The organism is Streptomyces griseicoloratus, from assembly GCF_014534645.1.
Classification (GTDB): Bacteria; Actinomycetota; Actinomycetes; order Streptomycetales; family Streptomycetaceae; genus Streptomyces; species Streptomyces griseicoloratus.
Map to the genome: position 1 here is coordinate 57575 of NZ_JACVQF010000217.1, position 14500 is coordinate 72074.

General features: G+C 69.3%; 8 protein-coding genes and 2 pseudogenes. 3 read left to right on the top strand and 7 right to left on the bottom strand.

Annotation, left to right across the window (positions count from 1 at the left end):
- Positions 1 to 10: 10 nt before the first annotated feature.
- A complete protein-coding gene (locus tag H0H10_RS26815) occupies positions 11 to 2704 on the bottom strand; it encodes a bifunctional acetate--CoA ligase family protein/GNAT family N-acetyltransferase (RefSeq protein WP_188183695.1) in 2694 nt (897 codons plus the stop codon).
- 135 nt (positions 2705 to 2839) lie between these two features.
- A complete protein-coding gene (locus H0H10_RS26820; protein ID WP_188183696.1) occupies positions 2840 to 3703 on the bottom strand; it encodes a universal stress protein in 864 nt (287 codons plus the stop codon).
- 888 nt (positions 3704 to 4591) lie between these two features.
- On the opposite strand from H0H10_RS26820, the gene H0H10_RS26825 reads away from it, so the two are divergent.
- Complete coding sequence (locus tag H0H10_RS26825) at positions 4592 to 5176, top strand: Rv1733c family protein (RefSeq protein ID WP_188183697.1); 585 nt, start codon at positions 4592 to 4594, stop codon at positions 5174 to 5176.
- Positions 5177 to 5381: 205 nt separating this feature from the next.
- On the opposite strand, the gene H0H10_RS26830 is transcribed toward H0H10_RS26825, so the two are convergent.
- The gene (locus H0H10_RS26830; RefSeq protein ID WP_188183698.1) at positions 5382 to 7127 is read right to left on the bottom strand and encodes a sensor histidine kinase; all 1746 of its coding nucleotides are present in this window, start codon (positions 7125 to 7127) and stop codon (positions 5382 to 5384) included.
- A gap of 333 nt (positions 7128 to 7460) precedes the next feature.
- Complete coding sequence (locus tag H0H10_RS26835; protein WP_188183699.1) at positions 7461 to 8150, bottom strand: response regulator; 690 nt, start codon at positions 8148 to 8150, stop codon at positions 7461 to 7463.
- A 253-nt stretch (positions 8151 to 8403) separates the two neighbouring features.
- Here H0H10_RS26835 and H0H10_RS26840 point away from each other — a divergent pair, with 253 nt between their 5' ends.
- Positions 8404 to 8853: a universal stress protein gene (locus tag H0H10_RS26840; protein WP_188183700.1), complete on the top strand. Its 450-nt coding sequence runs from the start codon at positions 8404 to 8406 to the stop codon at positions 8851 to 8853.
- 442 nt (positions 8854 to 9295) lie between these two features.
- A complete protein-coding gene (locus tag H0H10_RS26845) occupies positions 9296 to 11920 on the top strand; it encodes an NACHT domain-containing protein (protein ID WP_188183701.1) in 2625 nt (874 codons plus the stop codon).
- A gap of 489 nt (positions 11921 to 12409) precedes the next feature.
- Here the strand turns inward: H0H10_RS26845 and H0H10_RS40245 are convergent, their stop codons facing one another.
- From H0H10_RS40245 to H0H10_RS26860, 3 genes and pseudogenes are all read right to left on the bottom strand, one after another.
- A complete protein-coding gene (locus H0H10_RS40245; protein WP_223180474.1) occupies positions 12410 to 12643 on the bottom strand; it encodes a hypothetical protein in 234 nt (77 codons plus the stop codon).
- 165 nt (positions 12644 to 12808) lie between these two features.
- Positions 12809 to 13500 (bottom strand): annotated as a pseudogene (locus tag H0H10_RS26855) (restriction endonuclease).
- Between the two features lie 119 nt (positions 13501 to 13619).
- Positions 13620 to 14437 (bottom strand): annotated as a pseudogene (locus tag H0H10_RS26860) (IS5 family transposase).
- Positions 14438 to 14500: the final 63 nt, after the last annotated feature.

Genomic DNA, 14500 nt, shown 5'->3' on the forward strand with positions numbered 1-14500 from the left:
GCGTTTCTCCTCAGCGGAGTCGACGCAGATAGGGATCCTGCGGCCGACGCGGCACCAGACGTACGCGGGCGTCGAGCACCGTCACGCCGCGGGGTGAGGCGAGGACCGGGTTGAAGTCGGCCTCTGCGAGCTGCGGCAGGTCGTCCGCCATCCGGGAGAGCCGGTGCAGCAGTTGTTCCAGGCCCTCGAGGTCGACGGGCCCGCCGCCGGTCTCGCCGAACAGCAGCGGTGCACAGCGCGGGGCGGCGATGAGGTCGTGCACGTCGTGGTCGGTGAGCGGAGCCAGCCGGGCGGCGTGGTCGGCGAGGACCTCCGTGGCCGTGCCTCCCAGTCCGAACACGACGAGCGGTCCGAAGACCTCGTCCTGGACGACTCCCGCGAACAGTTCGGTGCCGCGCTCCGCGAGCGGCTGCACGACGGCTCCGGTCATGAGCCCGGCGAAGCGGGTCTCGAAGTCCCGGAAGGCTGCACGCACCTGGGCATCGCCTTGGAGGTCCAGGTGGACGGCGTGGTGCCGGGTCTTGTGCACGAGGCCCGGCCAGTGCGCCTTCATGACGACCCGGCCGTCGGGGCCGCGCAGCCGCCGGGCGGCGTGCACCGCGTCCTCCTCGGTCTCGGCCCAGGCCCACGGCGACTGCGGGAGGCCGTAGCAGGTCAGGAGTTCGGCACAGGGGCGCGGGGCGAGCCAGCCCCCGTCGGGGTGCGCGGCGAGGTAGCCGTCGACCAGCTCGTGGGCCCGTGACGCGTCCATCCCCTCGGGGATCCTCGCGGTGCCGGCTGGGCGGGCGAGCCAGGCGGCCCTGCGGACGGCGTGGGCCAGCGCACGCGAAACCGCCTGGGGTTCGGCGTAGGAGGGAATCATGCCGCCGCCGGTCGCCGGGAGCATGCGGACGGGCAGGTCCTGTTCCAGGCGTACGAGGGCGACGGGCCGGTCCTGCCGCCCGGGCCCGCTGGTGACGGCCCGCACCAGGTCGTCGCCGGTCGCGGTGGCGACCGCCGTGGGAACCAGGGCGACCACGATCGCGTCGATGCCGCGGTAGGTGACGAGCCGGTCCAGGCAGACGCGAAGCTCGTCCTCCGTCACGGCGGCGGTCGCGTCCACGGGGTTGCCGACGGCCGCTCCCGCGGGCAGGACGGCGCTCATGTCGTCGACCAGTTCGGCGGCGGGCTGGGGCACGGTGAGCCCGGCCTCGGCACATGCATCGGCGACCAGCACGCCCGCCCCGCCCGCGTTTGTGACGACGCCGACGCGGGGGCCGGCGGGCAGCGGTTGTGCATGGAACAGGGCGGCCGTCTCCAGCAGTTCGCCGATGGAGCGAGTGGCGGTGATGCCGGCCTGCGTGAAGAGGGCCTGCCGGGTCATGGTGCCGGTCGCGGCGGCCGCGGTGTGCGAGGCGGCCGCACGCCGGCCGGCGTCGGTGCGGCCCGCGTCGACGGTGAGCACGGGCATCCGGCGGGTGACACGCCGGGCGGTGCGGGAGAAGGCGCGGGGGTTGCCGAAGGACTCCAGGTGCAGGAGGGCGAGGTCGGTGCGGCCGTCGCTCTCCCACCACTGGAGCATGTCGTTGCCACTGACGTCGTACTTGTCGCCGAGGGAGACGAAGGTCGACACGCCGATTCCCAGGCGGGAGAGACCGTCGAGCAGCGCGATGCCGACACCACCGGACTGCACGGCGACACCCGCGGTGCCGGGCTGCGGATGACCGGCTGCAAAGGTCGCGTCCAGCCGCAGAGCCGGGTCGGTGTTGGAGATGCCGAGGCAGTTCGGGCCGACCAGGCGCACACCATGGGTGCGGCAGGCGGTGAGCAACGTCTGCGCCTGGGTGGCGTCGAGGCCCGCGGACACCACGACCAGGGCCCGCACGCCCGCCTTGCCGCACTCCTCCGCCACAGCCGGTACTGCGGTGGCGGGAGTGGCGATCACGACGAGGTCGGGGGTGACGGGCAGGGCGCCGACGGTGGAGTACGAGTGGACGCCGAGGAGCGAGGTGACGTGCGGGTTCACCGCCAGCAGACGACCGGTGAAGCCTCCGGCGTGCAGGTGGCGCAGCAGGGCGCGGCCCACGGAACCGGGCCGCCGCCCGGCGCCGACGACGGCGACCGTTCCTGGCCGCAGCAGCGGCTCGAGGCTGGCCACGTCGGCGATGCGACCACGGGCCTCCACCGCCGACAGATAGGCATCGTCCTGGTCGAGCGCGATGGTGCAGCAGACCTCCGGACCGTCACGGTGGCGGATGACGCGCAGCCCGAGATCGGTGAAGAGCCGCAGCACCTCACGATTCTCGCTGAGCGCGTCCGCGGTGAAGGTACTGATACCGTCGGCCCGGGCCGCCGACACCAGATGCTCGACGAGGAGCGTCCCCACGCCTCGGTGGTGCAGCCCCTCGGCGACGGCGAGGGCCATCTCGGCCGACTCGCTCTGCTGTCCACGGTCGTATTCGGCGAGGCCGATCACCTGCCCCTGCCGCTCGGCCAGCAGCGCCCGACGCCCCGGCCCGGACGGCGCGCAGGCATGGTCGGCCGCCAGGGCGGCGGACCGGGGGCTGACGGCGAAGAAGCGCATGCGCAGGTTCTCGGGCGACATTCCCTGGTAGAGCCCATGCAATTGCTCGCGGTCCTCGGGCACCACGGGACGAATGCGGACCGTGGTACCGTCCGCGAGCAGAGCGTGGACGGCGGAGCGGCGCGGCAGGTCATCCGTCATGACGGACCCCCTCTCGACAATTCGATTGTCCCGCCGACCGGCGATCCGGCCACGGGCCAACCCGGGCAGCCCAGGGCCGGCCGGCCCCCCCCTTCGCCCGCAGGCCGTCCCGGCTGCACGAGTGGGGCCGTGGGCTCATACTTGCTCGGGCACGACCACGACCGGACAGGCTGCGTGGTGCAGGACCGTGTAGGCGACCCGGCCGAGCTGGGGCTCGAACTGACCGGGACGGCGCCGACCGACGATCAGGAGTGCGGCCTCGCGGGAGGCGGCCGGAAGCACACTTCGGGCGGGGCCCTCGGCGGTACGACGGCGCAGGTCCACGTCCCGCGGTGCGTCCGCGAGAGCGGCTTCCAGCTCCTTGGCAGCCCGCTCCTCGTACAGGCGTGCGGGCTCCCCTGTCAGCAAGGGATGGTCGACGGTCTCGTGCGCGGGGCAACGCCAGGCCCGCACGGCCTCCAGCGGAACGGCACGCAGCCGCGCCTCGGCGTAGGCGAACCGCAGGGCCGCCGCGGGCGCCTCTCCCACACCGACGACGATGCGGCCCTGCCGACCGGCCAGAGCTCCGCTGCCATGGCTGCCGCGAATCACGATCACCGGGCAGGTGGCCCCGGCCGCCAGGGTCAGGCTGACAGAGCCGAGCAGCAGACCGGCGAGCCCGCTGCGGCCGCGGTTTCCCACGACCAGCCCGAAGGCTTCACGTCCCGCACGCGCCAAGGCGTATTCGGCTTCCTCGGGCACCACCGCGGTGGTCACCTGCACATCGGGCCTGCGGTTCCGGGCACGCCGAGCCGCTGCCCGGACGATGTCTTCGGCGCGCAGCAGGGCGGACGGCTTGCCAAGGGAGCGGGCCAACGCCGCGCCCTCGTACCGCTCCCAAAGGGAAGCGAACACCACGTGCAGCGGCAAGCCGTGAAGGGTGGCCTCGTCGGCCGCCCAGTCGACGGCCTGCAGGCTGGGTTCGGAGCCGTCGACGCCGACGACCAGGGGCAGGTTCATCGTTCTCGACCTCACGTGCTCAACAGCATCGCCCAGGACAGGCAATGCTCGCACCTCGGGTGCGCGTTACCGAGTCAGGATGCAGCGTTGTGCTGCCGACGGAGGGGGTGGGTGAGCCGTCGGCCCGCTGCCTCATTCCAGTCGACTGCGGCTCCGCCACCGGTGCCTGGGGCCGAACAGTCCGTGGTGCGTTCCGAAGGTCCCGGCTGATCAGTGCCGCCGGTGCCTGCCTCACCCGTAGGCCGGGTCGATAGGCAGCCTCTCGGTCCGTCACGGCCTCGACGTGCCCCACAAGGGACACACCGGTCCTCGCTCATGGTGTCGTCGATCCGATCGGTTCACAGACAACCCTCGTCCAGGGGCGCAGCGGGTGCTTCGAAGTCTCCCGGTCAGGATCCATCGCGGCCGACATCACTCGCACCGGTATCCGCCTCGACCCTCGGATGTGCTCGGTAGGCCACACGGCGTATGTGGCAAACAAGGCCTGAGATGACCAGCGTGGTCTCGCCCCTGTGTGGCCGCTGCACTCGTACGGCTGAGTTCAGTCCCATGGTGCAGGCTGACCATCTCACCGTCGCGTCGGGTGCCGCAGTCACCGGCCGGTACCGCCTCTCTCGGCCGGTGTCCTGTTGGCAGCGCACCCGCAGGACGCGGAATGAACGGCACGCCGCAGGAGGCCGACCGGCTCGTGACCGCCACGTCTGCCCATGCCGCGCGGCGGCGCGTTCGGACGGTCACGGAGAGCCGATTCCGGTCAGGGCATCAGTCCCCGACCAGCACGAAAGGGGCCGAACGGCCCCTGGACGATGAGTGACGGTGCCCATGCGGCCCTGTCCGGGGACCGCCCGCCAAGTGACGCTGAGGGTGACGGCACCGGAGGTGAGCGGCATGCGGGCGAGCACACGTACTCAGCGGTCTCTGTGGCGGTGGCGACGTAATCCGTTGCGCCGCCCCGAAGACGTGCTCGAGGGCTGGGTGCTGCTGGTCGCCTGGGTGGTCATCGCCGCGGGAGGACCTGTCGCAGGGATTGTGAGCAGTCAGGGGGTGACCGATGCCCTCGAGCAGCGGCGCGCGGAGCGGCAGGCCGTCACGGCCACCGTCGTCGGCCCGGCCACGCGCAGTGACGGCGACAGCGGTGCAACGGCGGGCGACCAGGTCTTCGCCGCGGTCCACTGGACGGCCCCCGACGGTACCCGGCATTCGGGGCGCACCTGGGTCGACGAACGCGCGGAGACCGGCGATCACGTCGTCGCCTGGACCGACCAGCAGGACCGGCTGGTACCCCGGCCGCCGACACGTGCCCAGGTGGAGATGGACGCGGTCGTCACAGGCGCGGCAGCGTCGCTCGCCGTCGCAGGGGCCACTGCCGCCGGGTACTACGGCATACACATCGGCCTCGACCGTCGTCGACGGCTCGCATGGGAGGCGGAATGGCGCCAGGTCGCCTCTCACTGGGGTCAGGCGGCGAACTGACCAACCTGGAACGGGGCCGCGAGGTGGCTCGCTCGGCGCAATCGTCTGACGTCGGCGCGGCCGGATCACCAGCACGGTCTTGGGCTCGTTGGCGCTGTAGCGCGGGGGGCGGCGTGGCGCTTCGCGCGGACGTCCGCGTACACCTTCCCGGCGACGTCACCCGCCCCGGCACTCGTGGTGGCCTCCCGGAACGACGCCTCGACGATCAGGCCCCCGCCGAGCCTTCTACCGGCCCCACAGGCGCGCACCAGACGAGACGGGTCCCGCCACCCTCCGGGCTGCCGAGTTCCAGGGCACCGCCGAGCTTCCGGGCGCGCTCCTCCATGTTGCGCAGGCCGCTGCGGCGGCCCCCGGGCGAGATACCCACGCCGTTGTCGGTGACCGTCAGCCGCACCTGCTTGCCGTCGGTCTCGAGTACCACCTCGGCGCGGTCGGCGTGGGCATGCCGGGCGATGTTTGTCAGGGACTCGGACAGGATGGCCATGACGTGGTCGGCGATCTCCTTCGGCACGTGCGTGTCGAGGAGTCCTTCCATGCGCAAGCCCGGAGCGAAGCCCAGGACCGGTGCGGCCTCGCCGACTGCACGTACCGCCCGGGCCCGCAGTCCGGGAGCGGTGGCGTCGTCCCGGGAGCGCAGGCCGAAGATTGTCGTCCTGATGATCTTGATGGTCTCGTCGAGCTCGCCCACTGCTCGCAGCACCCGCCCCTTGGCTTGCTCGTGCTCGATGAGGCGACCCGCGCTCTGCAGTGTCATCCCGGTGGCGAACAGCCGCTGGATCGCCAGGTCGTGCAGGTCACGGGCGATCCGGTCACGGTCCTCCAGCAGGGTGATCTGCTCGGCGTCCTGACGGCGTTCCGCCAGTTCCATCGCAACGGCGGCCTGGGCGGCGAAGACCTGCAAGGACTCCGTCTCGCGATCGGTGAACTGACTGCGGCCGGCCTCTCGGACGAGCAGGACCACGCCACGGACACCACCGTCGCCGGAGCCAATGGGGACGGCCACGGCCGGCCCCAGGCCACCGATGCGTGAGGTGCCGGCCCAGACCCGCTCGTCCCGGGACACATCACGGCTGCCCACCGGGGCGCCCTGGAGGAAGGCCTGACCGACGAGGCTGCCGCGCACCGGCAGCACCACGCCGCTCAGCACTTCGGCCTGCTGCCCGATCGCCAGCTCCACCGCGAGCGTGTCGGTGCCCCCAACCGGCATGGCCACCACCGCGAGAGCCGAGACAGTGATCTCCCGGGCCCGCTCGGCGATCAGCCGCAGCACGTCACCCTGGTCGGCGCCTGACATGAGGGTGTGCGTGATCTCCGCGTTGACCTGGAGCCAGCGCTCACGCAAGCGCGACTCTTCATACAGACGGGCGTTGTCGATCGCCACGCCAGCCGCCACGGCCAGCGTCGCCAGCACCGACTCGTCGTCCTCGTCGAACTGCTGCCCGCCTCGCTTCTCGGTCAGGTACAGGTTGCCGAATACCTGATCGCGCACCCGAATGGGGACGCCCAGGAAAGTGTTCATCGGCGGATGGTGGGCCGGGAACCCGTAAGAGGCGGGATGCTCGGACAGCTTCGCCAGCCGCAGCGGCTCGGGGCGGCGGATCAGCTCGCCGAGGATGCCGTGCCCCTCCGGGAAGTGGCCGATACGTGCGATCTGCTCCTCGTCGACCCCCACCGTGTGAAAGGCCGACAGCCGCTTGCCATCGGGGCCGATCACGCCGAGGGCGGCGTACTCCGCGTCGACGAGGGCCGACGCGGCCTCGACGATGCTGTGCAGCACCTGCTCCAGTTCCAGTTCCCGGCCGACCGACAGCACCGCCTCCAACAAGCTGTGCACCCGGTCTCGCGTGCCGCGGGCCGCGTCCAAACGCGCCTGCAACTCCTCCAGCAGCTCGTCCAGCCGTAGCTGCGGCAGGCGTACGCGGGCCTCCCGAGTCTCTTTGGAGCCTCCCACCGCTGATCCTCCATGCCGCGCGGACAGTCCGACGGCCGTGTCGCGCTCTCCTGTCACGGTAGCGGCTCGGCCGGGAGGACGGTGCGTGGGCGCAGGTGAGGGGGCGCGAAGGCGGGGGCGCAGCCTCGTTCACTCTCGTACCGGCCGAAGACGGGGACCAGGTCACCACGTACAGGGCGAACAGGGCGCCCGGACGACACAAGCGGGTCACCATGAGGCAGGCAGCGTCTGATACGACGCCGCTGATCTCAGATGCGAGGACCGAGCCCCGCAGGGGCGGCCCCGGCGGTTCGGCCCTGCAGCGGTCCCGCCAGTACAGGACCCGGCGCGCGGTCAATGCCCTTCTGCCCGCATCCGGTCCTCCGCCTGGGTGGCGATGACGGCGGCCTGGATGCGACGCTCCACGCCCAGCTTGGCGAGCAGGCGGGAGATGTGGTTCTTCACGGTCTTCTCGGCGAGGTACAGTCGCTGACCGATCTCACGGTTGGTAAGCCCTTCGCCGATGAGGGCCAGGATGTCCCGCTCCCGCTGGGTAAGACCCGGCAGGGCCTCCGGCTCCTCCTGCTGCTCACCGCCCCTCAGCCGCGCCATCAGCTTCGCGGTGGCGCTCGGGTCGAGCAGCGACTGGCCGCGGGCCACGGTGCGGACGGCCGAGACCAGGTCGGATCCCTCGATCTGCTTGAGGACGTACCCGGCGGCACCCGCCATGATCGAGTCCAGCAGTGCGTCCTCGTCGTCGAACGAGGTCAGCATCAGGCAGGCCAGGTCGGGCATGCGGGAGAGCAGCTCCCGGCAGACGGTCACCCCGTCGCCGTCCGGAAGGCGCACATCCAGCACCGCCACGTCCGGACGCAGCGCCGGAACGCGCACGAGCGCCTGCTCCACGGTGGCCGCTTCTCCGACCACCGTGATGTCCGGTTCGTCGTCCAGGAGGTCGTGAACCCCGCGCCGGACGACCGCGTGGTCGTCCAGCAGGAAGACCTTGATGGCCGCCTCCCGGCGTGGCTGCTCGCTGTCCACCATGGATCGCTCCTCGGAATGCGTCCGGTGTCGACAACCAGTCTTCCCCTCCCGCGGGACCGACGGCCAGGGCCGGTCGACCCTGTTTCCCTGTGGCCGGCATGACCGGACAGATCTTCAGTAGCTGCGCAGCCTCGGACCCGTCTCCGGGCCGTCGGCCCCTTGACCGCCATCGGGCGCACTCCCCGGCTGGCGCGGCGGTGCGGGTGCGGGCAGCGTGGATTGCGCAGGTGCACGATTGCAGAGTGAGGTGACCATGGAATCCTCCGAGAGGCCACGGGTGGTCGTCGGTGTGGACGGATCGCCTTCGTCGTACGCGGCATTGCGGTGGGCGGACCGCTATGCGCGTACCACCGGATGTGCCGTGGAAGCGATCCACGTCTGGGACACGCCGTCCTCCCGCGGCTGGAGCGGACCGGCGATCGACCCCGACTTCGACCTGCAGCAGGCCCAAGAGCGTTTCGCGGAAGAGCTGGGTGCCGTCTTCCCTGGCGAGCGTCCCCCCGGCCTGACAGAGCACCTCGTCGAGGGCGACCCGTCAGAGGTGCTGATCCGCGCCTCGGAGGGAGCCGAACTCCTCGTCGTGGGCCGCCGAGGCCGGGGCGGCTTCGCCCGGGCTATGCTGGGATCGGTCAGCCAGCGCTGCGCCCAGCACGCAGCGTGCCCCGTGGTAGTGGTGGGTCAGGAGCAGGATCGCGTCCACTGACCCCGGCGCCGGACACCCGTCAGTCCGTCATATGACCTGCGGGACCCAGCAGACAGCGACAGCCCTACGGCGCACAGAACCACAACGGCCAGACGCGCGGCCCGCACCTCTATGGTGTCGGTGCGGGCGCGCTTACCCCGGAGACGGCGGGCGAGGAGATCGTGCAGAGCAGAGTCCTCCGCAGACGGACCACAGGAGCCCTCCGCGATTGAACCCGCCCAGAGGAGCGGCGAGCGTCTGCCTTTCCGCACAGGAGGCAGGCGCGTCCCCGCCCCGGGAGACCGCATCCAGAGTGCTTTACCTGCTCGTGGGCTTACCCAGCCATCTGGGCATCTGAGCAGTTACGCCTTTTGTCCGCGCTTGATCGTTCCGGCGGCTCTTCGGTGCATGATGACCCGTTGAACAACCCCGCTCAGCCCGGGAGTTCTATGCTGAAGCCGTCATGGAACCTGTGAGCATCGGGGCACGATTAGCCTCCAGCGTTGTCGTCCCGCTGGTGAAGAAACTGTTTGTGACGGATGGGCCCGGTGCGGGCCTCGTCGACCGGCCTGTGCGCGTCTCCAGCCTGGTGTCGTTCCGTGGCGAGAAGCGAACTCTCTCAGACGCCGAGCTCCGCAAGATCGCGGAGGAACTGGTGGAGCGCGCGGCACAGTCGACCGGCGTGTCGGAGCGCCTTCCGAGCTTCGAGCAGCATGCGGTAGTGAACGCAGTCACGCACTCACTGGGCTCCTTGGGCCATCTCGACATGGACGACGTCCAGGCAGTCCAGCTCGGCCATCTGGAACTGTCTCGACGCCTTCGCGCCGGCAACCAGGCAGCCACGCTTGGCCTCTCGAGCGATGCGGTGTTACTCCACACAAACGTGGTGAATACCGCATGCCTCCACATCCTGCACTTCTTTACCACGAGGTCTACCTTCGTACCCCGCACGCTGGTCGAGCAGAGTCGCCGGATCGAGGAACTGTCCTCGAAGATCGACATGCTCATCCTGCGCACACCTTCGCCGGCGGACGGAAGTTTCGAGGAGCGCTACACAAGCTACATCTCACAGAAACACGGCAAGCTGACCATCTTTGGCCTCGATTTGTCCGAAACTTCGGGGTCGTGGCCTCTCGATGCTGCCTATCTGAGCCTGGAGGCAACAGGCACCTCGGACGGCGACATTCCGTTGTTGCTGCCTGCTGAGCAGGTTCTGGCCGGCCGCAGCCGGGTGCTGTTGCGAGGAGTGGCGGGTTCCGGCAAGACCACACTTGTGCAGTGGCTGGCGGTGAGTACGGCCCGTAACGACCTCGACGAACGACTCCTCTACCTCCACGGCCTGGTGCCGTTCGTGCTGCCCATGCGGTCACTGACCCGTGCCGGAGCAAAGCTGCCCGCCCCGAACGAGTTCCTGTCGGCGGTTGGGTGTCCGATCGCTCATGCCCAGCCCACGGGGTGGTACGACCGGGTGCTCAGCGACGGGCGCGGGCTGATGCTGATCGACGGCATCGACGAGATGCCCGAGGGGGAACGCGACGAAGCCCGAACCTGGCTGCGGGACCTGATCGCTTCATACCCTAAGAACCATTGGCTCGTCACCTCGCGCCCCTCTGCTGTGCGGGAACACTGGCTGGCGGGCGAGGATTTCACGGAGCTGGACCTGGCTCCCATGAGCCGTGAGGATGTCGCCGCGTTCATCAGGCGATGGCACAAAGCGGCCGGCAGCGCAGACGCGTACAGCAAGGAACTGCTCTACGCCGTACAGGCCAAGCAGGAACTCGCCAGGCTCGCCACCAATCCGCTCATGTGTGCGCTGATCTGTGCGCTGCATCGTGACCGGAGGGGCTATCTGCCCGATGGACGTAAGGAGCTCTACGACGCGGCGCTGTCCATGCTCCTGTCCCGCAGAGACCGCGAACGCGGCATCTACAAAACCGGCGCCATGCGCATTGGGGAAACTCACCAGGTACAGCTGGTACAGAAACTTGCGTACTGGCTGATCCGCAACGGCCGTTCGGAAATGGACGCAAAGGACGTCCTGGGCCTTCTTTCTCAGGCGTTGACGGCGATGCCACGGGTCGCCGAACAGGGCACCGTGCATCAGATCTACCACCACCTACTTGTCCGAAGCGGGCTGCTCATCGAGCCCATTGAAGGCACCATGCAGTTCATCCACAGGACCTTTCAAGACTATCTGGGCGCCCGAGCCGCCGTGGAGAGCCTCGACTTCGACTTTCTTGGCGGAAATGCTCACCTTGACCAGTGGGAAGACGTAATCCGCATGGCTGTGGCCCATGCTCGTCCGGCAGAACGCACCCGGTTGCTCACCGGACTGATTGAACGCGGCGACAAAACGAAGGATGTCCGCCACCGTCTCCATCTGCTGGCTGCAGCCTGCCTGGACGATGCCACCGAACTGGACCCTGCCGTGCGATCCAAAGTCCAACATCGCGCCGAGAAGCTCATTCCACCCCGGTCGGTGACTCAAGCCCGCGGACTGGCAGATGTCGGCCCGGTCGTGTTGGAGCTGCTGCCAGGTCCGGAGAACCTCACCCCTGACGAGGCCTACTTCACTGTCCTCACCGCGACCCGCATCGGCACCGACGCGGCGATTCCTGTGCTGACCCGCTTCCGGACCGTGAGCGACCTACGGGTACGTGCCGAACTGGCTCACGCCTGGAGCAGGTTCGACACCGACCGCTACGCGGAAGAGGTCATTGCGCACCTTGACGAGGACGACCTCTATTTCGTGGTCTCGAGCAGTAGGGAACTGCGGACTCTACGTCGCTTGGGCGGAAGATCCTTCTTGAAGGTCACCTCTCGTCTCAGTCCCGAAGAAATCAAACAATTCTGCGTACCTGATCGTCTCATGGGGCTGTCCGTCGCCGCAGATCTCCGTTGCTCCTGGGAGTGGCTTGCCCCGTTTCCCCGTCTGACCGACCTGACGTTTGAGACCCCTCTTCCCGACATCGACGTGAGTTCACTGCGGCATGTGTTCTCCCTCCGCACGCTCAGGCTGCCCGCCGCGGCAAGGGTCGTCGGAGCGGAGATGCTGCCCCCGACTTTGGAGATCATCCGCACAGGCTGAAGGACCGCACGGGCCCGACACCATCCCGCTCACCACCCGCGCCAAGACCCGCATCCTCTCCCTCGCCCTCCTGACCGCCGTCGCAGCCATCGACGCCTGCCGTGTCGTAGCGGCTGGGCCGACATGACCTTGAGGAATCGGGCGGTCGTCCGGAACTCCTCAACGCAGCCGTACAGGGGTTGTCGGTGGAAGCCAACGGATTCTCCTTGAGATGAGGTTGATCGCGGCGGCCGGGCAGCCCCGCACCACCCGGCCGGGGGTGCCGTGAGGGCGGGAGAGGGCGGGGAGTTCGCCTCCACGTGCGGCCGGCCCCTGGGTGCCGGGCCCTCGGGGCCGCCTGAGCCGACTGGGATCTGATACTGCTTCCAATGCACGATCAGGAGGCGGTCGTCGTCATCCCGGGCAGTGACGTCCGCGCCAAGGTCACCGGCGCCTCCAACCCCCGTGTGCCACCGAAATCCGTCCACGGGCCAGGAGATCCGTGCACGCCTACTCGAAACCCGTCGCGCTCATCGACGAGAGCTGCTTCATCTTGAAGGTCAGCACGTCCGCTTCGATTGCATCGCCGGACGGAGCAACGAACGTGTCGTCCGCGCTGGCGTAGGCATCCGCACCGAACACGATTGACAGAACTCTGCCGAGCAGGAGCAGCGCGGACAGTCCGTCGGCGACGACGAGCCCGGTCCACCACGGGTGATCGGCTATCAGTCCCCACAGTTCCACGATGATTCACTGGCCGACGTCCTCGGTGAGCCATTCCCAGAGCTTCTTGCCGACGGCCAGCGCGATGACCACACACAGCAGGAGCTTCAGCAGCGGGTCGAGTGACCCGTCTTCGTCGAACACCACACCCCCAGACGTGTCGGACGGCGTCGGGCCCTCTGCCGGTCAGGCCGCACGCCTGAACCTGCTCGGGCGGGAGCGCGCAGACACGCCGAGAAGCTCGTGCAGAGCGGCACCATCCTCGGCCCAGCGTCGTAGCCTCTCCCGGTCGATCCAGTGGACGCCGTGCCGATCACCCCACTCCATGGCATCGCGGGTGAAGGCCCCGTTGGTGACGACGACAGCCTGATCGGCTTTGTGGACAGGCCCGGCCGTCCCCTTCACCTCGTACATCACCGATGAGCCCACCTTTCCGCCGACACGGGTGTGCTTGGCCTGCACCACGATCCGGCCGCGCTCACGATCCGGCCGCGCTGCGGATGGTCACCGATGACGTCGGCGGCCTGATCACCGCCGCCACCCACTCTGCGGGCCGGCCAGCCGTCGCGGACCAGCAGATCCCGCAGGGCACACTCGAAGCGACGGTCGTCCATGGCGTCGAACTCCGTGAGCATGATCCAGAGAGTGGCCAGCCGCTCCCTCTCGCGACGCCGCACCGCGGCCGCCTGCATCATCCGGCACACCGCAACGATCCCCGTGACCAGGGCGAGAGCCAGCAAGGCCGGCCAGGCCGCCTTCAGTACGCCGACCGCTGTGGCCACCGTCCGCGCCGCCAGGACGAGCACGGCCAGAACGACCACAGCAGCTGCGATGAGCTCTGCGGCACCACGAGGGCGCCGCAGACGTAACCGGCCCATCAACGGTCGACTGTCGCGCTGGGCGCGGGCTTCGGATCCGCCGGTGGTGTCGTGGCGGTGGTGGGCTCACTGAACCCGAACATCTGCCCCCACAGCCACACGCCTGCCAGTAACTGGCCCTAACAAAGCCTCTGGACGTGGCGGTAGGTGATCAGGCAGACGGCGAGGCCGAGGAAGGCCTCGTGGATGTCGTCGCGTCTTTCCCAGCGGATGCGCAGGCGGCGGAAGCCGTGCAGCCAGGAGATCGTCCGCTCGACGACCCAGCGGAAGGTGCCCAGGCCGGTGCCGTGCGGCTGGCCACGTTCGGCGATCACCGGTCGGATGCCCCGCTCGCGAAGGAGCCGGCGGTACTTGTCATGGTCGTAGCCGCGGTCGGCGAAGAGCATGTCCGGGCGGCGTCGTGGCCGGCCGACGACTCCCGCGACCGCTGGAATCTTGTCGAGCAGGGGCAGGAGCTGGGTGACGTCGTTGCGGTTTCCGCCGGTCAGCGACACCGCGAGCGGGATGCCCTGACCGTCGGTGATGATGTGGTGCTTGCTGCCCGGTCGTGCGCGGTCGACCGGGCTGGGTCCGCTTTTGGGCCCCTGCGTGCGGCCCGGACGTGGGAGGAGTCGATCACCGCCCGGGACCAGTCCAGCTGGTTCTTCGACCGCAGCTTGTTCAGCAGCAGCTGGTGCAGCTGGTCCCAGACGCCGGCCTCGTTCCAGGCCGCCAGGCGCCGCCAGCACGTCATGCCCGATCCGAAGCCGAGCTCCTGGGGCAGGTACTCCCACTGGATACCCGTGTGCAGGACGAACAGGATGCCGCACAAGGCCTGACGGTCGGGCAGCCGCGGCCGTCCCTCAACCTGCTTCGGTGCCGGTTCGGGCAGCAACGGCTCGATCAGCGACCACAGTTCGTCCGACACGATCCATGGCCGCGACTGACGCTTCCCCATGCCCCCATCAACGAGCGACCAAGCCGACAGTCACATGATCAACCCGCTTTTGTTAGGGCCAGT